The 20,909-nt window shown below is 47.7% G+C and carries 19 protein-coding genes; 12 read left to right on the top strand and 7 right to left on the bottom strand.

Annotation, left to right across the window (positions count from 1 at the left end):
* Nucleotides 1-87: 87 nt before the first annotated feature.
* Complete coding sequence (locus FC99_RS02345) at nucleotides 88-651, bottom strand: Dps family protein (RefSeq protein WP_048733908.1); 564 nt, start codon at nucleotides 649-651, stop codon at nucleotides 88-90.
* Nucleotides 652-682: 31 nt separating this feature from the next.
* Nucleotides 683-910, bottom strand: a complete 228-nt coding sequence (locus FC99_RS02340; protein ID WP_048733911.1) for a heavy-metal-associated domain-containing protein — start codon at nucleotides 908-910, stop codon at nucleotides 683-685.
* 241 nt (nucleotides 911-1,151) lie between these two features.
* Between FC99_RS02340 and FC99_RS02335 the strand changes: the two genes are divergently transcribed.
* Nucleotides 1,152-2,318, top strand: a complete 1,167-nt coding sequence (locus FC99_RS02335; protein WP_048733913.1) for an MDR family MFS transporter — start codon at nucleotides 1,152-1,154, stop codon at nucleotides 2,316-2,318.
* Between the two features lie 201 nt (nucleotides 2,319-2,519).
* Complete coding sequence (locus tag FC99_RS02330; protein ID WP_048733916.1) at nucleotides 2,520-3,713, top strand: AAA family ATPase; 1,194 nt, start codon at nucleotides 2,520-2,522, stop codon at nucleotides 3,711-3,713.
* An 11-nt stretch (nucleotides 3,714-3,724) separates the two neighbouring features.
* Here FC99_RS02330 and FC99_RS02325 read toward each other — a convergent pair whose 3' ends face one another.
* Complete coding sequence (locus FC99_RS02325; RefSeq protein ID WP_048733919.1) at nucleotides 3,725-4,471, bottom strand: NADPH-dependent oxidoreductase; 747 nt, start codon at nucleotides 4,469-4,471, stop codon at nucleotides 3,725-3,727.
* Nucleotides 4,468-4,938, bottom strand: a complete 471-nt coding sequence (gene nrdI, locus FC99_RS02320; RefSeq protein ID WP_048733925.1) for a class Ib ribonucleoside-diphosphate reductase assembly flavoprotein NrdI — start codon at nucleotides 4,936-4,938, stop codon at nucleotides 4,468-4,470. Before nrdI ends, FC99_RS02325 begins: the two co-directional genes overlap by 4 nt.
* 379 nt (nucleotides 4,939-5,317) lie before the next feature.
* Between nrdI and FC99_RS02315 the strand changes: the two genes are divergently transcribed.
* Nucleotides 5,318-6,835, top strand: coding sequence for an ABC-F family ATP-binding cassette domain-containing protein (locus FC99_RS02315; RefSeq protein ID WP_048733930.1), 1,518 nt, complete (start codon nucleotides 5,318-5,320; stop codon nucleotides 6,833-6,835).
* A 130-nt stretch (nucleotides 6,836-6,965) separates the two neighbouring features.
* Entirely contained in the window at nucleotides 6,966-8,399 is a 1,434-nt protein-coding gene (locus FC99_RS02310) for a DHA2 family efflux MFS transporter permease subunit (RefSeq protein ID WP_048733933.1), read from the top strand.
* 150 nt (nucleotides 8,400-8,549) lie between these two features.
* Here the strand turns inward: FC99_RS02310 and FC99_RS02305 are convergent, their stop codons facing one another.
* The gene (locus FC99_RS02305; RefSeq protein WP_048733936.1) at nucleotides 8,550-9,062 is read right to left on the bottom strand and encodes a hypothetical protein; all 513 of its coding nucleotides are present in this window, start codon (nucleotides 9,060-9,062) and stop codon (nucleotides 8,550-8,552) included.
* A gap of 179 nt (nucleotides 9,063-9,241) precedes the next feature.
* Nucleotides 9,242-10,171 (bottom strand): AEC family transporter, encoded by a 930-nt coding sequence (locus FC99_RS02300; protein ID WP_048733937.1) that lies wholly within the window; start codon nucleotides 10,169-10,171, stop codon nucleotides 9,242-9,244.
* 270 nt (nucleotides 10,172-10,441) lie between these two features.
* Between FC99_RS02300 and FC99_RS02295 the strand changes: the two genes are divergently transcribed.
* A complete protein-coding gene (locus FC99_RS02295) occupies nucleotides 10,442-10,657 on the top strand; it encodes a hypothetical protein (RefSeq protein WP_048733940.1) in 216 nt (71 codons plus the stop codon).
* Nucleotides 10,647-10,838 carry a hypothetical protein gene (locus tag FC99_RS02290; protein ID WP_048733950.1) on the top strand — a complete coding sequence of 64 codons (192 nt, stop codon included), beginning with the start codon at nucleotides 10,647-10,649 and terminating at the stop codon, nucleotides 10,836-10,838. Before FC99_RS02295 ends, FC99_RS02290 begins: the two co-directional genes overlap by 11 nt.
* Before the next feature lie 95 nt (nucleotides 10,839-10,933).
* On the opposite strand, the gene FC99_RS02285 is transcribed toward FC99_RS02290, so the two are convergent.
* On the bottom strand, nucleotides 10,934-12,310 hold the full coding sequence (locus tag FC99_RS02285) for a hemolysin family protein (protein ID WP_048733958.1): 1,377 nt from the start codon (nucleotides 12,308-12,310) through the stop codon (nucleotides 10,934-10,936).
* Nucleotides 12,311-12,520: 210 nt separating this feature from the next.
* Between FC99_RS02285 and FC99_RS02280 the strand changes: the two genes are divergently transcribed.
* The 6 genes from FC99_RS02280 (at nucleotide 12,521) to FC99_RS02255 (ending at nucleotide 20,874) form a co-directional block, all read left to right on the top strand.
* A complete protein-coding gene (locus FC99_RS02280) occupies nucleotides 12,521-12,883 on the top strand; it encodes a hypothetical protein (RefSeq protein ID WP_048733961.1) in 363 nt (120 codons plus the stop codon).
* A gap of 436 nt (nucleotides 12,884-13,319) precedes the next feature.
* On the top strand, nucleotides 13,320-14,393 hold the full coding sequence (locus FC99_RS02275) for a bifunctional glycosyltransferase family 2/GtrA family protein (protein WP_048733963.1): 1,074 nt from the start codon (nucleotides 13,320-13,322) through the stop codon (nucleotides 14,391-14,393).
* Entirely contained in the window at nucleotides 14,386-16,371 is a 1,986-nt protein-coding gene (locus FC99_RS02270) for a glycosyltransferase family 2 protein (protein ID WP_048733965.1), read from the top strand. Before FC99_RS02275 ends, FC99_RS02270 begins: the two co-directional genes overlap by 8 nt.
* Nucleotides 16,372-16,398: 27 nt before the next feature.
* Entirely contained in the window at nucleotides 16,399-18,237 is a 1,839-nt protein-coding gene (locus tag FC99_RS02265) for an ABC transporter permease (RefSeq protein WP_048733967.1), read from the top strand.
* A gap of 33 nt (nucleotides 18,238-18,270) precedes the next feature.
* A complete protein-coding gene (locus FC99_RS02260) occupies nucleotides 18,271-20,109 on the top strand; it encodes a hypothetical protein (RefSeq protein ID WP_048733969.1) in 1,839 nt (612 codons plus the stop codon).
* 339 nt (nucleotides 20,110-20,448) lie between these two features.
* Nucleotides 20,449-20,874 carry an Hsp20/alpha crystallin family protein gene (locus tag FC99_RS02255; RefSeq protein ID WP_048733971.1) on the top strand — a complete coding sequence of 142 codons (426 nt, stop codon included), beginning with the start codon at nucleotides 20,449-20,451 and terminating at the stop codon, nucleotides 20,872-20,874.
* Nucleotides 20,875-20,909: the final 35 nt, after the last annotated feature.

Genomic DNA, 20,909 nt, shown 5'->3' with positions numbered 1-20,909 from the left:
TGAAATCACCCCTAAACCTAGTATAAGGGATAAAAAAAGGGAACGCCAGCACCTCGCAGTGCGCTGACGTTCCCTCAAAGTTAAAGATTAGTCTTCATCATCGTCATCGTCTTCTTCGTCCAGACCGTCGCGGGCATCGTTACCCAGAACGGCTTGGAGTTCACGGATGATGTGGTTGTTCGTCCCCCGTAGGCTAACCAAGAAACTAGCTAAGGCTGGGCGTTCTTCCTTTTCGGCGAGCTTGATGGCCCGGTCGATAAAGAGGTTGTGAGTATCTGCGTCGCGGACCAACTCACTAACTTGGTCTTCAGCGCTGAGGTACTTCTTGTCGCCGCCTTCTTGAAGCATGTTGTAGTCGTGAAATTCCTTGGTGGTCGTGGAGACCGTTTCGCCCTCGTCCAAGAGGAGTTCACCTAAGGCGTCGAATTGATCGCGGTAGGTAGCGATGTAGTCGCTGAGTAGGCTACGGACGCTCAAGGCTAATGGGCCTTTGACGGACCAGCGAACCTGGTGGAACTTCACGATGGAGATGTGTAGGTTAGCCAGAATGTGGTTGGTCATGGCACCGGCCGTTGGCACGTGGTGGTCGTGTTCAGTTTGGGCTTGTTCAGCAGCGTAACGGTCTTCGATAGTAGCGGTAGTTGTAGTCATTGGATGAACTTCCTTTCAGATTTTAAATGGTTTAGAGGGCTTTGACTTTAGAACTCTTAACGGTGTAGCCGAGGTCAGTGACCGTGTCGGCTAAGCTTTCAGCGGTGACGGTGGCGTCATCGAATTCGGCTTTGATTTTGCTGGCGTTGAACAGAACCTTAACATCCTTAACGCCGTCTTTTTTACTGAGGGCTCCCTCAATCTTAGTCATGCAAGATGGGCAGGTCAGATCGTCTAACTTCATGGTTACTTTACTCATAATTAAAACCTCCTCAGGTTTTTCGTTTGTCTTGATTACAAGACCTAGTATACGGGGTACCAGTCGAAAAGAACTTGACTCAAATCAAGTCGGACAAACTTTTTTACTTTTTATCGAAATATTTATGAGAAGTTGCCCATAAATGCCGAGTTAACGGCCTTTTTAGTCACTTAACCATTTCGGATTTTTCTAGAATATGCGACAATGAGGGGTGGAATCTAGAAAAAGTGAGGGACATTAAATGAGGAAAACCAGAAAGGAAGTCAGTTTAGCGGGGATTCTCTCGGCGACGTTGTTACTTAACGCCGCTGCCGCGTGTATGTGGCCGTTAACGACTGTTTATATGCATAATCAGCTTCATCAAACGTTGGCATTAGCTGGGGTGGCCCTGTTGGGGATGTCGCTCTGTATGATCCTTGGAAATTGGTTGGGCGGCCTGTTGTTTGATAAATGGTCGCCATTCATGTCGGGGGTCGTGGGAACGTTGTGTTCCTTTATTCCGATGCTCCTGCTGATTTTCTTTCATGGTTGGCCGATATTTGGGATTATGTTGCTCTTCATTGGCTTGGGCGACGGCATCGTCATGACCGTGGTGAATTCATTTGCGGCGAATGTGACCCAGATCAGCAGTCGCCGGGTGTTCAACTGGCTCTACATTGGGATGAATTTAGGGGTCGTCATGGGAACGTTGATGGTCGGCTATCTGATGGACCACGGTGTTCAACTGGTTTTTATCGCGGCTAGCATTTGCTACGCGGCTTTGCTGATTATTTTCATCGCCGACTTCCGAATGGACATTGTACAGGAGACCAAGCACCGCGAAAAGGGACCGGCCAAGCCAGCCCAATTAAACTTGATCTGGTTGATTGCGCTACTGGTATTCTGCATGTACCTCAGTTATTCGCTGTGGGAAAGCGTGATCTCGGTCCACATGACCAATCTGGGGATTTCGTTTGAACACTACAGTCTCCTCTGGACGCTGAACGGGTTATTGATCGTGTTCGGCCAACCGCTGGCTAACCGCATCGGGACTTACTTTAAGATGAGTTCACAGATTGCGGTGGGGTCGTTGATTTTTATTCTGTCGTTTTTGCTATTGGTGTTTGCTAAGAGCTACGCGATGTTTGTCATTACGATGATTATCCTAACGGTTGGTGAAATGACCGGTTTTCCGGGCATTCCGGCTTGGATCGACTCGCTGGCGGGCGACAATGATAAGGGGAAATTCCAAGGAATCTATAACATGGCAATTTCCTTTGGCCGAGCGGTTGGGCCACTGTATGGTGGATTGATTATTGAATATGGTAATTACCAGTCGCTATTCTGGTCAGTCACGGCATTTATGTTGCTAGCCCTGGCGGCAGTGATGGTGCGAAACCGATTGAATCTGGCTAAATCAAATAAATGATAAGTAGGGGTCGTCTTCTAGTGAGGGCGGCCTTTTTTAGGACCCAAGTGATTCGCGTAAAGGGGTGGCTTAATCGTCGCCAAGTCAAATACGGAAGGATTATTAAGACAGTTATAGCTGATTTCCCTGAATCGAATGTAAGTAGTTGTGAATCGGCACAACTGGCGTAACATTCAAAAGTACATAAGGGAGGTTTTCATCATGCTAATTGATTTCACGTTGACTAATTTTCGTTCGTTCAAGGACTCCGCGACGCTTTCGTTGGTAGCGACGGGTGGGACGTTACAGCGGCCGCAAAAGACACTCACCGTAGATGATCAATTAAGCCTGTTGAAGTGTACGGCCATTTTTGGTGCGGCCGGTGCTGGGAAGAGTACACTCCTAGCTGGGTTGGCGGTCCTTCAACGGCTAGTGGTGACACCGACCGAACAGATTGCCGATGAGCTGTCCTTCGATCCATTTCGTTTCGACGACGGGTCCAAAACGGGGCAGACCGATTTCGTTGTCAACTTTACCCGTGGCGATCGCCGTTACCGTTACGTGCTCAGTTATGACGCGACTCACGTGATCAACGAATCGCTTGCCCAGTCGACTGGCGAAGGCTATGAGGTGCTCTTTGTTCGTGAGAATGGCGAAGTTACTCAGTTTCCGGCTGATCAGGCAGTCGCAGTGGCCAGTACCCGGCCAAACATGCTTTTGTTATACACATTGCAGAATTGGAATTATGGGCCAGCGATTGCCGCCTTTCGCTGGTTTAATGAAGATTTGCTGGTACTGGAAAAACGGCCTAATTCCAGCTTGGTCGTGGACGACTGGGTCACGAGCCAGCTGATGCAATATCTGCAAGCGGTAGATAGCGAGGTCGCGGGAATCGCGCAACATCAAGTGGCGGTGCAGTTTCTGGATGGTTCGGCTTTTACCCGACCTGATTTATATCTTATCTATGAAAAATACAATGAGGAGGGGGAAGTCATCGGCACGGACGAGCTACCCCTCCAGCAGGCTTCGTTAGGCATTCAGGAGCTGGTGACGCTAGGCCTGACCATGATTGCGGCGCAACACGCACCGTATCCACAGACCGTCTTAGCCGATGAATTTGCGCTTGCCGTGCAGCCAATCGTGGTCGAAGCCTTGCTAGAGTTATTGAATTCGGGGGCCAATCGTAGCCAATTGATTTTAGTGACCAACCAGCCGTTGCTGATTGAAGAAACGTTGAGTCCAGATCAGATTTACTTGGCCGAAAAAAACTATCGTGGTGAGAGCCAGTTGCTCCCATTAACAACGGTTACGGAGATGCCGCTAACTCGACCGGTGGATGTCGCTGGGTTGCAAGTGGCGCTTGACCCCCACTTGTTGCAAAATAAAAAGGCGACGGTCAACCCATTTTGGGGTTAACGCGCGCCTAACTAATCATCCAGAAATCCTTGGTGCTTTAAAGTGGTTAAAATGCTGGCTCGTTGGTGCGGGTCGCGGCTCAGCTCACTGATGATATGGTGCGTAAAGGTTTCATCGCGTTGATGGCTGCCGCGTGCATGATAGTAGTCCGTGATGAGGCGGTCGTATGCCGCTAATGACGGGTCATCGGCGGTCAATCGCTGGTAACCGTTCGTGAAGTGCATGAGCGGTTGCGGCAACCGAGGCTTTTGCTCTGGCTGTTCGGCGGGGTGGCCGATGGCGAGACCTAGGATGGGAAAGGTCAGCGGCGGCAAGTCCAATAGGTCAACTACCCGCTGGGCATCGTTGAGGATGCTCCCCATGATGGTGCTCCCGAGGCCCATGCTCTCGCCGGCAGTGACGATGGCTTCCGTGGCAATGGTCGCGTCGAAAATACCGGCTAACAGTTTATCAAGACTGTGCAGATTGGCTGTGGTTGTGGTAGTCGTAGGGGTTAGCTGTTGATTACGATATTGATCAGCAACCATGATAAAGTAGTGTCCAGCCCGTTCCAACCAGTGATGGCCGGTAATGTCACTCAAGACAGCCAACTTTGCGGGATCAGTCACGCTGATAATGCTGTACTGTTGAGAAAAGGTACTGGTGGGCGCGTGTTGAGCGGCAGTGACCAGCGCATCGACCTCCGCTGCTGTCAGCGGTTGGTTGGTAAACTGACGAATGCTACGGTGTGCCATGAGGGTGGTTAATGTTGGATTCATCCGTTGACCACTTCCTTAGCACGCGCGACCAAGGCATCGTAGACCCGGGTTTCATCGCGGGGAACGCCCCGTAATTCGTAATTGGCAATGAATGGTGCATTGAACTTCTGTGCGTAGCGTTTGGCGGTTAGACAGTATTGTTCATTGAAATTACGGTTACCACTCCCGACAACCCCGATTAACTGCCGGGCGTTGTTATCGTAAGCAATGTATTCGTCCATGACGTTGGTCATCAGTTCCTTTACCCCGTTGTCGATGCCGTTGCCCCCATTGAGATAAGTTGGCACAAAGCAAAAGTAGGGTTGCGTTTCATCAGTAAAGTCGCTGGCTTCACTGATTTCCTTAGAGGCGATCTCTGGAAGAGTCGCGTCGGTGGCGTGTTGCTTGGCAGCGTAGGCGGTCAGATGTTCAACGAAGCTCCGGGTATTGCCCTCAATCGAGATGAATAATAGTCGTAAAGGTTGCATATTTTTCCCTCCGTTTTTGCCAAATTCGTTAGTCCTAGTGTACACGGATTTTGGTAGGAATGCTCTTAAGATTTTAAGATGGCCCGGTACCAGCAGATGATGCGACTTGTCAATTTTTAAACGATATGCTATTCTGTAGCTACTTTAAGAAAGAACGAGGTATTCAGCCGATGCGTAACTAATTCAATCCACAAATGTTAGTCAGCTTCATCACCGTTAAGGGGTGGAGTGGGCCTGCAATTGGGATTGATGGGTTACGCCGACTGAGTTGCCAAAACAACCAGTGGGCGCCATTTCCGAACGGAATGCGGTCACTTTTTTTATGCGAAAAATGGTCGGTTAGACCCACAATCCCTGCTTACAAAAGGGGGACGATTTTTTGACACAACTAACATTAACAAATTTAACAAAAATGGTCGCGGGAGTGACATTATTTACCGTTGATCACTTAACGGCTCAAGCGGGTGACCGGGTCGGCATCGTTGGCGCTAATGGAACTGGGAAAACGACCTTAGCGCGAATTATTAGCGGCCAAGATACGGATTTTGAAGGACAACGCAACGTAACGGCGCCAGTGACTTTGGTACCACAGATTGCGCCAACGGCCGGGCGTTCTGGCGGTCAGAGTATGTTGGACCGGATTCGCGCGGCGTTGGCCCAACGACCAGAAATTTTAATTTTAGACGAACCGTCAGCTAACCTGGATGACGACCACCAACGTTGGCTAACGGACCAACTGGATCATTTTAACGGATTATTGATCGTGATCTCGCATGACCGGGATCTATTAACCAACGTTGCCACACAAATCTGGTCGCTTGAAGAGAGCACCTACACCCAGTACAACGGAAGCTTTGCGAACTTTGAAACCTATCGCGAGCAGTGCCGGCAGAATACGTTGGCGCAGTATCAACGTGAGCAGCGAGAACGACGCGAGTTGCAGCAAGCGGTACAGGCACGTCATGAAAAGGCCGCTCGCGTTCGTAAGGGCAGTAAGCGCATGAGTGCCATGGAGCGCGCCAATAGTAAATCTGCACGAGAACAAAATGCGGGTAAGATGGAACGGGGCGCCCGGGCGCTACAAGAGCGCGCCGATAGACAGACAACGACGGTCAAACCCCACGAAACGGCGGCATTGAAGCTGGTGGCGACAGACTTACCGCCGGTGATTGGGAAATATTTAGTCACGGTGGATGACCTGCATCTGACTCGTGGCAAGCATGACTTGTTGCACCACGTTAAGTTGCGGCTCAAGCCTGGTGAGCGAGTCGCCTTGGCGGGGTCAAATGGGAGTGGTAAATCGACCTTGATCGACGCCATTTTGGCCCATGCGCCCCAGACACGGTTGGCGCCGAGTGCGCGGGTCGGCTACTTCCATCAGGATATGACGGAGTTGCCACTGGATAAGACTGTGTGGCAGGTCATCCGGACCGCAACGGCGTTGGACCAAAATCGGACACGACAGATCATGGGCGCGTTTGGCTTGACGGCTAAGTTTTACGACCGGCTGGTGGGCGGCCTTAGCGGTGGCGAGCAGGTTAAACTCCAATTGCTGACGATTCTGGTCAGTGCTAGCAATTTGTTGATCTTGGATGAACCAACGAACTACTTGGATCTGCCGGCTTTGCGGGCGTTGGAAGACTTCCTGCGAGGATACCCGGGGACCGTGCTTTTTGTTGCGCATGACCAGACGTTCCGACAACGCGTGGCAACACGGACGCTGGAACTCGCTGAGCACCGATTAGCAGATCCGGAACAAACGGCAACTGGGACGCCAGTAACTGACCTGCCACGGCTACAGTTTGAATACGATCAAGCGATGATGGCTCCGGAATTGGACACGCAACGATTAAAGACACTTCGTGAACAGATTGCGGCAATTAAGTCGGCAAAATAGGGCATTTCGGGTAGAAATTTCACAAGAAAACGTTTACTTTTAAGTTTTTCTAAATTTGTACTTACGAAAATAATTTTTTTCTGGTAGAGTAATCCATTGTGTTTTGAAATGAAAGTGAGTGTGAAAACAAATGGATTCAGTACAAAGTAGCCAACCTGAACTGGCGAAAAAAGCGCGGGTAGAAGTTGCTCATCCCATGCTGGCCATGATGGGGATGCTAATCGGGGGCTTTGTCGGCATGTTTTCCGAGACGTCCTTAAACATTGCGCTACCCCAATTAATGGCGCAATTAAATGTGTCAACGGCCACGGTTCAGTGGTTAGTCACCGGGTATATGTTAATGGTGGGGATTGTGTTACCACTATCAAGTATTTTAACGAAATGGTTTACGACACGACAGGTGATCCTGTTCGCATTGATTGATTTTACGGTCGGGGCCATTATTTCGGCGTCCGCACCGGGATTTGGCGTGCTGCTTTTTGGTCGAATGATTCAGGGAATCGCGACCGGGTTGATTTTGCCGCTGATGTTCACGGTTGCCATGCAGATCTTCCCCCCTTACAAGTTGGGGGCTGCTATGGGAATGGTCGGTTTGGTCATCATGTTCGCGCCAGCCGTGGGGCCAACCTTAGCCGGAATCGTCTTGGGCGTTGCTTCCTGGCGGTGGATCTTCTGGCTGTTCGTGCCGTTCTTGGTCATTGCCTTGGGTTTTGCCGTTACGTCACTAAAGAACATTGCTGAAGTGACGCGGCCAAAGGTCGATTTTTTGTCCATTATTCTCTCCACGATTGGGTTTGGGAGCTTAGTTCTCGGTGTTAGCATGGCTAGTGACCGAGGCTGGGGCTCTGCCATCGTGATTGGTGCCTTGGTCGTAGGAATCTTGGTCTTGGCTTGGTACACGCACCGTCAATTGACGATGGAAAAGCCAATTTTAAACCTGCGCGCCTTTGCCATTCCGGGATTCCGGATTGGGGCCGTTTTGGTCATGATCAACTTTGGAATTATTTTGTCCGCAATGTACCTGTTACCAATGTACATCCAAAAGGGTCTGCTGGTGCCGGTTGCTTTGACCGGGGTCATCATGTTCCCAGGTGGGGTGATGAATGCCGTGGTTTCCGCGGTTGCTGGTCGCTTGTATGACCAAGTCGGGGCGCAAAAGCCTGCGCGGATTGGGTTTATCATTTCGATGGTTGGGGCCTTGATGTTGGCCTTAACGTCAACGTCGACGGCAATCTGGTACATTATTTTGGCCCACGTGATTTTGATGATTGGGGCACCGCTGGCGATGTCACCATCACAGACGCATGGATTGAACTCGCTGACGGGACCTATCGCTGCCGATGGGAGTGCCATCATGAACACGTTGCAACAAATCGTGGGGGCCATTTCCACGGCGATTGCGACGAGTCTGCTGGGCATTGGCCAAGCAGCGTACATTGCCAATGGCGCGAATCATGCTGCTGGTGCGTTCGTTAACGGGACTCACTACGGGTTTTACTTCACGTTCATCCTGGCATTAGCGGGCTTCTTACTGGCTTTGCGGTTGCCAAAGGCTGAAAAATAAATGATAATTGACTTGTAAAGGATATATTAAAGACGGTATTACCAAGCTCTCGATGAGAACTGGTGATACCGTCTTTTTTAGGAAGTTGGGTCGTAAGTCCTTCAAAACTAGTTATCAGGTTGGACGTAGCACAATTCCGCAATTGCCAGCCTAGTGACCAATGAATGATGTGGGTCGTTGCGTCCCGTAGTCGTAGGTAGCATCGACCGTCATCTTTTTCGGTGTAAAGATACCTACCCGATGCCCCCGTTTTTCGTAGGTCTTGAGGACGCGGTAACGGTGACCCTTGATGGTTTGGTGGCCGATCCACATTTGTGGCAACTGGTCGTAGTAGTGACGGGCAGTGTTAAACCGATAACTCGGTTGGGCGTTTGGGTGATTGAAACGCTTGACGACGAGTCGGTGATAACCTTTGGATTTGAACGTAAAAACAGCGGGTTTACCCCCCACACGTTTACCGTGCTTTTCCAAGTGGTAGCTGATACTGTGTGGTTTAATCTGAATGACCGTGTAGATTTTTTCTGATGGATGGTACTGTGTCCAGGTTCCCCGTAGTGCTGTCGGAACCGTCGTGGCTGTTTGTTTGGCCAGAGCGGTCGATCCGCTGATGACGACGGACAACATGGCAATGATCCCCAATAGTAGATTAAATTTAAGCTTCATAAGCTAAATCACCCCTTTAGCACAATTATACAGTTAAATGGCAACTATTCAACACTGTAAAAAAAGTCGCTATTATACTATTTATAATCGGTTGGAATTACGCGGGAAGATAGGTCGATTTTAAATGAAGTGAATTGAGATGGAGGATCAGTGAGGCTTTAGGCCAACTAATTTAAGCGTCAAAGCAGATTGCTCAGGGTGAAAATTAACGGGATGGTGACCAGGCAAAGAATCGTTGATAGGCTCATCAGTGTGACGGCTGGACTTGTGTCGCCATGGGCTTGCAGGGTAAAGAGAACCACGTTGCCGGCAACCGGACAGGCACCCATCAGTACTGTGGTGTAAAGCGGGACACCTTGAACACCGAATAGTTTTAGAATGAGGAGCATGATGATTGGAAAGAGTAAATTTCGGAGTAAGAGTGGTCCCCACAGTCTGTGGTCGAGCGTGTGACGGTTCAATTTAACCGCGGCCAAGCTGTTCCCGATGACAATCATGGACAGCGGCGTGTTGATCGAGCTGATATAGGTGATGGTCTGGTTGAGTAGACTGGGCAGGTGGATGCCGCTGACGAAGACGATTAGGCCGACCGCAATGGCGACGATGTTGGGGTTTAAGAGAATTTGATGCCAGTTAATGTGTCGATCGTTCGCCTGGTGCGGTGTAAAGAGGGCGATACCGTGCGTCCAACAGAAAATATTGAAGCCAGCTAGCGAGGCCACCGCGAAGAAAACACCGGTGCTGCCAAAGAGGGCACTGGCGAGCGGGACGCCCATGAAGCCGGCGTTGGAGTAGACGGAACCGAACCGCGCGATGCGTCGTAAGTTGACGTCGGCGACGCGTTTGAAAACGAGGTTGGTAACAATGACCATGATGCCATATGTGATGAGAATACCGAGCATGACCCAAGCTAGAGCCTGTAAGCGACTCGTAGAAAAGCGTTGTTCAAAGGCGTTGATGATGAGGCAGGGCGACACCACGTAAAGTAAGATGTTCGTGAGGTCGGTGGCGGTCTGGCCGTGCATGAAGCCTAGCTTGTTGATGAGTAAACCGACAGCCATTAAAACAAACATTAGCGTAATCTGGCTGGTTAATTGTCCCATATCCATTGGGCACCCTTCTTTCTGAAAATGACCAACCAGGATTATTATGCGGTTGTTTTCAGGAGAGTGTCAATGTTAAGTTGAGTCATCCATGCAATAATCGAGATGGAAATTAATTTAGGAAGGGTTGTTGTTTGGCCAAAATTAGTCATATAATGAACAAGAGTGGTGTGGGAGCCACCGATTCGTAGGGGTAGGAGGACTGTGTAAAGATTGTAAAGATTGAGTTGTGAGGTGTGGGAGCCACCGATTCGTAGGGGTAGGAGGACAGGTTAGATGCGCATTAACCGATTTTTTTACCGATCCGGTGATTTTTGGGCTGGCTTGGTAGCATTGATTGTTGGTTTTTGGGGATTATCACCGATTGCAACTGACTTTTTTTATTGGATATTTTCCGTTGCGTTAATGATGGTGGGCATCTACGAACTGTTTCGCGGATTGACCAACAGTCGGTCAACGGATGACAAGGAGCATAAAAAGCATGATGTTTAATAGCCATTTTTATAAATCCGTCGATTTTTGGAGCGGTGTGTTGATCTTGTTGCTGATGGTCTGGGATATCATGCCGGTCCGGTTAACGAGCGTCTTCTGGTGGGTCTCACTAGCCTTAGTCGTTGGTGGGCTTTACTACGTATTCAAGGGCTTGTTCGGCGCAAAGAAAGTAACGAAGTAAAATTTGAGAATGTGGCGTGCTACTTAGGTGGTACGCTCTTTTTTTGCCAAAAAAACTCCCACCACTCGATTGGGAGTAGTGGGAGTCATTTATCTTCAGTTATCTTTGTTGTCATCCTTGTCATCGGGGTCGTGGAATTCAATCTGCTTCCGTGGCGGATTGACCGTGACTTCCAACCAGTTGATGAACGAGTTTTCGTAATCGAGAATCTTCAGGTCGAAGTTTTCCAAATGAATCACGTCGTTGACCTTCACCTCAGGATAATTATCGATGATGTAGCCGGCCATCGTGACGGTTTCAGTTGACTCAAACTCTTTGATATCAACGTTGAAGTACCGTTCGAAATCGTAAGTCGTCATCTTCCCGTTGACCTGGAACGTGCCACTAGGTTGCTTGAAGATATACTGATCATTCGCATCGTCAATTTCATCGCGGACAGTCCCGAACAACTCTTCATAAATATCCTTGTCGGTAATGATCCCAGAAGTCCCACCATATTCATCAACAACGACGACGATAGGAGTCCGTTTCTTGATCATTTGTTGCAAGACTTGGGTAATCGGCGTTGTTTCTGGCGTTGTCGAGATGTCCCGAATTAGTTTGTCCACGCGAACGTGCGAGTCAACTTGCTGTTGGCGAATCAGGTCGTAGTTGTAAACGTAACCGAGGATTTTATCCTTATCGTTGTCAGCGACCACGGGCAACCGACTGAAGCGTTCCTGTAAATAAACCGTCAACGCTTCTTTAACGTTGGATGTGATGTCGATGACGATCAATTGAGTCCGGTCGATCATGATATCCTTGGCAACCTTGTCGTTTAGCTCGAAGGCCCGTTGCATGTAGACCAAGTCGTTCTTTTCCAGCTCGCCGCCCTCCACGGCACTCCGCGAAAGGTTTAAAATTTCAGCTTGAGAGAAGACTTCGTCACTTTCATTAGCGACTTTTAACCCCATCATTTTGACGACCCCGGAAGCACTGGTGTTGAGCAACCAGACGAACGGGTAAAACAAGACGTGGCAGTAGTGCAATGGTGTGACGATGAGCATCAATACCTTCATTGGCATGTCGATAGAAATGTTCTTAGGTACAATTTCGGTAAAGACAACTTCTAAATAAGTTAACAGCAGTACCCCGACAATCACACTGAGCGTGTGTGCCGTGGCCGTGTTCAAGTGGGCGGGGGCGATTCCGCCAAGCAATAGGTCAACGAAGAACGTTTCCCCGATCCACCCTAAGATAATTCCGGCGAGGGAGACCCCCACTTGTGTCGTTGATAAATATTCATTTAAATTGGTGACCATTTTCATGGCCCGATTAAGCTTAGTCGATGGCTTGTCCAATGCCGCAATCTTTTCTTCCAAAGCACTTGGACGCGTCTGAACTAAAGCAAACTCGCAGGCAACAAAGAAAGCTGCAAAAAAGAAGGTAATTAAAATAATAATTAGATTCACAACTATCTGACCGCTATCCACACATCATTCCTCATTTCATATCGTTCTATCTCTTTATTATAGCGCGTCTCACCGCCTTTTCACAGGGGGTGAATTGTAGCAAATTCTACCCTTTCTAAGTTCGCTTAGCAACCGAACAGACGAAAAAAGTCAGAGAAAGAATGGATTGCTTAACGTTTTGACCAAAAAGGACTAGACTTGACTTTAGTAACATCAAAGGAGATTTTGATTATGGCAGATACACCAAAGGAAAAAGCAGCAACAGAAACCGTTGACATTCCAACAGAAGACGTTGAAAAGGCAGCGAAGTTGATTCTTGATCCGGGGTATGTGACGAAAAAAGACCTACCAAAGATGGCAGATTTAGCCTGGGCAACCGCGCTATCTGATGCTGTAACTAAGCATTTCTTAAACGACGACGATGACCATGACCCGTACGTTTACTTCGAACAATTTGATTTCGCTGGTGGGGATATCGATTCCGTTATCTTCAACATGGATATTGTCAAGACTAGAGACGAAGCTTTGCACGACCTGGCTGACGCTCTGGATGAAAAGATTGTAAATAACGAGGTTCAACAAACAACCTACTAATTCGTTACTTGGAAATAAGAGTGAGTCGGAGATTATATCTCGGGCTCACTTTTTGTTTACAACGGGCCAGTGACAATGTCACCCCAGTCAATGGTAAACAGCATAGATAATATAATGAGAACTATATTTTAAGATGAAAGACTAACCTTAGGGAAAATCTTGAGTAGCAGTACGGAACTAAGCATCGTTCGTGCATAAAACCATTGTCCCCAATAACGAAATTAAAACGCGTTGATTAACTGATGATTCGGGATTGATTATAGGGGATTATTGGGCTACCCAGTCTGCCGAGAGTGTCCAGAAACGTTAGGCGCTTTTCATATTTTGTTATAACATGTATGTAGACTTACATATGAAAAACAATTCTATTTTTATTTAGAATTAATTAACGAGGTTTAGTGTTTATATAGCGCCTCGGCTTTCAGGGGAAATAGATATGCAAACCTTTGGTGTACTCATTCCGGCACTTAATCCGGATCAAAAATTAATCGACCTGTTGCGCCAGTTACTGGTTAGCAACGGGCCAATTTCAACGATTCTGATAGTTGATGATGGGAGTAGCGCAGCGCATCAGCTCATCTTTAAGCAAATTGAAAGCATGCACGACTCACGATTACACGTGCTACATCACGACCATAATCGCGGGAAGGGTGCGGCTTTGAAGACTGGTTTCCAGTTTTATCTCGATCAAGCCACGCCAGTAACGGGGATTGCGACCATGGACTCCGACGGCCAGCATACGGTAGCGGCTTTGGAAAAATGTTTAACACTAGCTGAGCAGCGGCCAGGAGATTTGGTCATTGGTGCCCGTAAGTTTACGGAGGACATTCCGTTTCGGAGTCGGTTTGGCAATCTGTTAACGGATGGCCTGGTGCGGTTGATCACGCATCAAACGATCAGCGATACCCAGACGGGATTGCGGGTCATTCCAATGAGCTACGTTCACCGGTTAGTTACTTTTCCTGGCGAACGGTTTGAATTTGAATTTGATATGTTACTAGAAGCCAAGAAGTATCACGTTACGATTAGCGAGCAGCCGATTCCGACGATTTATCTCGACGGCAACTCCTCGTCGCATTTCCGGGTTATTCGGGATTCAGTTGCCATTTACTCACGTTTCCTAAAGTTCTCGGCGAGTGGCTTGATGTCGTTTTTGGTGGACATTGGTTTGTTCACCTTGCTAATGAGCCTCATCGGCAATCATTCGTTGCGGACCATTATGGTGGCCACGGTGATTGCCCGATTGTTGTCGGCAATCGTCAATTACCTGTTGAATCGTCACATGGTATTCGGTAATGCCGGTGAGCAAACGTTGTTAAAATATGGCGCGTTACTAGCCGTGCAGACAGTTGCGTCTGGCTACCTGACGCATGGGTTAACCGTTTTATTACCATTCGGTTCAGCGCACTGGGCCCCAACGGTTGCGAAAATGTTGGGGGACTTCTGCTTATTTCTGATTAGTTACTACATTCAAAAGAATTTGATTTTCAAAGAGGGACAGCATGTCTAATAAGCGTCGAGCAGTTTACATTTTAGCCATCGTTTTATCGGTGATTTATTTATTGTGGCGGGTGTTCTTCACCATCCCGTGGCATGCTAATATTTTTACGCTAATTTTTGCGTTGCTCTTGGTTATTAGTGAAATTTTGTCGAACTTTACCGGGTTCATTCTGATTTTCTTCCGGATGTTGGCCACCCGGAAGAAGCAAGACATTACTATTCCAGACTATGATCCGAAGCAAACGGTTCCTGACGTTGATTTAATTATCGTGACCCATAACGAAGAGGTCGAATTGCTGCGGAAAACAGTGAATGCCGCCACTTTTATTGACTATCCGGACAAGAGTAAAGTTCACGTCGTTATTTCTGACGATGGAAACCGGCCAGAGGTTAAGGCGTTGGCAGAGCATTATCACGTAGGGTATTCCGGGGTGGTCGATAACAAGAAAGCCAAATCTGGGAACATCAACAGTACGATGGCCAAGTTAGATTCTCCACTATTTGTGATTTTTGATACGGATATGATTCCCTTCTCAGGATTCCTAAATGCCACGGTACCGTTGTTCCAAGAGAACTTTCGGCAGTTAGAAGAAGACCCAGACAATACTGAACCGTTGGGTTTCGTGCAGACACCACAAAGCTTTTATAATGCCGATATTTTCCAGTTCAATTTGTTCTCTGAAAAGGTGATTCCTAACGAACAAGACTTCTTCTCTCGAGACGTTAACGTTCTTAATGGAGGGAATAAGCGGGCATTGTTTACGGGCTCCAACGCGGTCTTCTTACGGAAGGCCGTGGATGAGGTTGGGGGCTTTCCGACCGATACCATTACCGAAGACTTCGAGCTCGGAACCATGTTGAACATGGCAGGTTATATCAGTCTGGCGACGAAGGTTCCTGAGTCTAGTGGGATCACGCCAATTGACTTAAAAGGGGTCATTAAGCAGCGGACCCGCTGGGCACGAGGCGTTATTCAAAGCTGTCGGAACCTGCATATCTTTACGAATCCCAAGCTCTCTTGGATCAATCGGCTAATTTTAATTAACACCTACTTTTACTGGTGGGCATTTTTCCGGCGGATGGTCTACATTACCGCGCCAATCCTCTACGCCCTCTTCAAGATTCAAGTGGTTAACGCCAATTTCTGGGTGCTAATGGTCGTATGGGCGCCCGGGTATTTCCTGCTTCACTATGTGATGGGGGATACTTCAGGCATGCATGAAACGAACGGGAAGATTCGGAATGAACGCTGGGGTGAGGTGCAGGAGACCTTCTTTGCACCGTACCTCTTCATCCCAGTCTTACTAGAAACGTTGGGGATTAAAGCTAAGAAGTTTAAGGTGACGTCAAAGAATGTGACGATTTCTTTTAAAGACCGGTTGTACATGCTTCCGTACTTCTTCCTCTGGGCGATTACCCTAATTTCCATTATTAAATTCAACTATGGGAAGTACGGTTCGGAAATTCTGGTTGGGAGTGTTATTACATTCTGGCTGTTAATGCACTTTATCAATTTGAGTATGTGTTTATTTATTGCCATGGGACGACGGGTCTACCGAAAAAACGAGCGGTTTACCCGTCAGATTTCAGGCCAAGTTCGTCGCGACGAGACATGGCATCCATTTACCACGGAAGATGTTTCCGAAGGTGGGATTGCCTTCACCATGCCGGAAGACAGCGGTATTGAGCTTAAGGAAGGTGACAAGACTGACTTTCAGCTCGAGTATCGCCACGAAAAAATCATGTTGCATGGTAAGGTTGCGCGAATCAGTCATCGCGGCAAACAAGCCATTTACAGTGCCATGGTTTCTGTCGAACCGGACCGAAACCGGGATTATTATCTGCAACTAATCTACGACGGGGCGAACCAGACCTTGCCGCGGGTTCAGGACACTTGGATCACCCCATTTGATGAGCTCTACATGAACTTCATCGTTCGGGCGCAAGCGTTTGAACGTAACTTCGGCCGGCGATTCAACCGGTTCTAAATTCGAGAAGAGAGTGGGTGGCCAACCGTGTCGTGGTTGGGATTAGGACTATATGTGTTGGGATTAATCGGTTATGGGGGAACCTTTCGCCGATTAGGGGTTAGTCCCTACCTTTCCTGGATCACAGCCATGCTGTTTCAGATTCTGGTGCTTTACGGTTGCGCCATGGTCGGCGGCTTGGACACAGGGATTCAGTGGGTTACCTATGTCGGGATTGCGTTGTTTGGGTTATGGACTATTTTGAGCTTTTGGCGTAAAGCCCAACTACAATTCGAAGGGATTCACTTGTTTGATTTCTGGATGATTGCTTTAGGGTTGGCCATGGGCCAGGTACTTTACCACAGTCCCTTAGTTCATTACGACAATTTTTCTCACTGGGCCGTTATGGTCAAATTCATGTTCTTCAGCGGTCGACTCCCAGGTGCTGCGGATAAACTGATTTCCTTTACCTCCTATCCACCAGCCACCGCCCTGTATATCACACAGGTTTTGCACTGGACGGGGTTCAGTGAAGGGGCGATGTTACTTGCCCAGTTCGCGTTGATCTGGGCGGCGGCATATTCGGTCTTTGCCGTGTTGCGGGACCGGACGCGGGCACTCACTGGGATGTTGCTGTGTTTGACGATTGCGATATCATTTGTCTTTAATATCGCGATTCGTCTGAACAATTTGCTGGTAGATTATGTGTTACCGATTCTGGCAGTTGCCGCGATAGCCGGTATCTGGGCTTATCGCAAGCATCCGTGGGTACTGAGTGGACATGTGGCGCTCTTTGTTGCCGTGCTGCTACTGGTCAAGAACTCGGCGACATTCTTTGTGGTCGTGATCGGTATCTACTTCTTAGTGACCTTGGTTCAAAATAACCGTGAACACTGGTACGTCGCAACCTTACGGATACCGGTTCAAGCGGTGCTGACGTTGGGACTAGCGGCGATTCCATTTCTGATATGGAATTGGCACGTGAAGACGACCTTTACCGTTTCCAAGCATGAGATTAGTTCGCAAGCCTATGCGAACCAGTTATCGGGTGAGAGTGCCAAGACAATCATGAAGATCCTTCATAAATTTCTTAGTCAGATTCTGAGTCTGGGGTCGCTATCGACACAGGGAATTTTATTGATTAATGTTATTTTGATTGGTGCTTGGGTCATGATTCGATTTGGCAGTCAGCAGAAAAATCACTTATTGTGGGTTGCTGCGATGCTCGACGTTATTTTTTTGCTGTATTATGGCAGTCTGTTTGGAATGTACATTCTGTCCATGCCGTATGCTGAGGCTATCTTATTGGATGGATTTGAACGCTACATGGGAAGTACGGTGATCCTGAACCTCTATATTGGCGCGATGTTCCTAGTAAGAGCCATGGACGGTGCCATGTATGAGCAAAATTTTCAAAAGCGAGACTCACGGTCGTTTGCGTCGATCGTAACGAAAAACGCCTATCAAATTGGGACGTTGATTGTCGGCTTCTTTGCGATTACCATGATGTATTCGGAAATTACGGGGACTAAGTTTACAAATGAAATGAACCATAATACGTTGCCCTTGCAATTGCAGCGGGACTCGAAGCCTTGGACACACTTAAATCATAAGAAAATCTTGGTTGTCGATCCGCATGCTGACGATGTTGCTGATTATTATGCGGGATATGCGGCTCGGTATTACTATTTCACGGACAAGGCAGTGGGTCAAGAAAACTTTATGGTCACGCCAGCCGTCTTTAAACAGACTGTGCAAAGCTATCAGTACGTGGTCATTCCGGAATATCACCGGACGTTTACGAAACTGACAAAACGGGTTTATCACCAAAAGATCAAGACCGGGCTGTTCAAGGTTCATAAGCATTATTTGCAGCGAATGCACTAGTAGGGGTGCAGGGGCTAGGAGAGAGGTGTCAGCTTGTCCTGGTTAGGTTTGCTACTAATTATTTTATCGTTGATGGGGTACAACGGCAGTATTCGTCGATTAGGGGTCAGTCCCTATCTGGCATGGATTACGAGTATCTTAGTGCAGATCCTTTTGGATTATGTTTTTGCGATGCTGGGACTACTGCGTTTAGGGCTCCGATTGGTAACTCTGTTTGGTGTGTTACTATTAGTCATTCGACTGATACTGGGCCACTATGGTAAGGGTGCTTTAAAGTTTGAAGGGGTTCATAGCTTTGACTTCTGGATGGTTAGTCTGGGGTTAGTCATGGCGTATGAGCTATATCATAGCCCGTTAGTGCATTACGATAACTTTTCCCATTGGGCAGTTATTGTCAAGTTTCTAACGTTTACGGGACGATTACCCGGTGCGCACGACGCGATTATTTCATTTACATCGTATCCACCGGCAATGGCGCTGTGGCTCACGCAGATGGTGACTTGGACGGGATACAGTGAAGGGGCCATGTTGGTTGCTCAGTTTGGCTTGATTTGGGCGGCCTCCTATGCCGTCTTCAACATCTTGCGGGACCGCACCCGGGGGTTGACGTCATTTATCCTGTGCTTGACTATCGCGGTTTCTTACGTCTTTAACATTAATATTCGTCTGAATAATTTACTGGTTGACTACGTACTGCCAATTATTACGGTGGCCGGGTTAGTCGGTATCTATGTCTATCGAAAGCAGCCGTGGCATCTGAGCGCGCACGTGGCTATCTTCAGTGCGAGCCTCTTACTAGTAAAAAATTCGGCGGCATTTTTCGTGGCAGTTCTAGCGGTTTACTTCTTATATGAGTTGATTACGAATGCTCAAGGGCACTGGTACTGGAAGCTTTTTAGTGTCCCTGCTCGCTTTATGGTGACCCTAGCGGCGGCGCTGGCACCGTTTCTTTGGTGGGAATGGCACGTCAAAACGACCTTTACGGAGTCTAAGCACGAAATCAGTGCACAGGCCTATTCTCATCAGCTGTCAGGCGAAGGAACCGGACACATTGTTAAGATCGGCGAGAAATTTTTGCATCAAATCCTGAGTCTTAACTCACTATCGACGCAAGGAATCATCTTAATTAATGTTATTTTGTTCGTTGCTTGGTTTATTATTCGCCACCGCAATCACCAGCGTAATCAGTTGCTGGGGATGATGATTCTTCTGGACTTTGTCTTTATCCTCTACTACGGGAGCTTGTTCGGAATGTACATTCTGTCTATGCCATATGCGGAAGCAATCATGTTGGATGGCTTCGAACGGTATATGAGTAGTACGGTAATTCTGAACCTCTTTATTGGGGCAATGGTCCTTGTGCGCGCGTTAGACCGAACCTTCTACGAGCAAGATTTCAGCAAACGTGATTTGCGGGCATTTAAGTCAATTGTGACGAAGAACGCTTATCAATTGGGGACCTTCCTGATGATCTTCTTTGCAATCATCATGATGTATTCGGAAATCAATGGGACGAAGTATACCAATATTTATAATCGAGGGACGCTGCCAATTCAGCTAGATAAGACCTCGAAGCCGTGGACGAAGCTGAGTCATACGAAAATTCTGATTGTTGATCCGCACCCGGGAGATGTGGATAGTTATTATGCGGGTTATTTGGCTAATTACTATTACTTCACGGATAAAGCGGTCGGTCAGGAGAACTTCATGGAGTCGAAGTCAGACTTCAAGAAAAATGTTCTCCGTTATCAGTACGTCGTGATTCCTGAGTACCATCATACCTTTACGGTCATGGTACGGAAGGTCTTTCATCAGCACGTCCGCACCGGGCTGTATAAGGTGGAACAGGACGGTTTGGAACGTAAACATTAACCGTAATTTTGGTCACTGTGGAGATATTCTGCAGTGGCCATTTTTTTGGTTAGGTGATGACAAGGAGAAGTTTACCATAGAAGTTCGAACGGATGTTCATCTTTACAAAGACTGAACGTAACCTTTACACGGTTGATATAATTTGATTTTATTTGACCTTTAATGTAAAGGTATGATCTTTATTTGATGTAGATTAGACACCTGTAAATATAAAAGCTGTTTTGACAGCGTTTATATTTACGAATTAGCACTCTGGTCGAGTGAGTGCTAATTACTTGCATTGCTGACCAATACTGACTATTATAGATAATGTAATCAAGCAGAAAGGGGTTATGAATTATGGCTAATGATGTTATGAACCGGAACTTTGATTTATTTGATCCAATGAATTTCTTCAATGAAGTGGGTAACTTGGGTCACGATATGTTTAGTGGTGATAGCAGTATGAAGACGGATGTGGTCGAACACGACAAAGACTACGTGGTCACGGCTGAATTGCCAGGCTTTAAGAAGGACGATATTCATGTCGACTACCGGGATGACACGTTACGTATTTCTGGTAAGACTGAGGTCAACCAATCTGCTAAGGACGACGATGGCCGGGTTCTCCGTCAAGAGCGGAGCAGCCAAAATGTTGCGCGTTCCTTCTATCTCCCAGACATTGACTTGAAGAACGTTCAGGCAAAGTATGATGCCGGCATCTTGACGCTGACCTTGCCAAAGCAAACCAAAGTTGACGATAACCATGAAATCAGCATTGACTAACCTTAATAGGTAATGAAACGGGTTTGGGACAAAAG

Source organism: Levilactobacillus koreensis JCM 16448 (genome assembly GCF_001435525.1).
GTDB classification, from domain to species: Bacteria; Bacillota; Bacilli; order Lactobacillales; family Lactobacillaceae; genus Levilactobacillus; species Levilactobacillus koreensis.
This window is presented reverse-complemented; position numbering and strand designations above follow the sequence as displayed.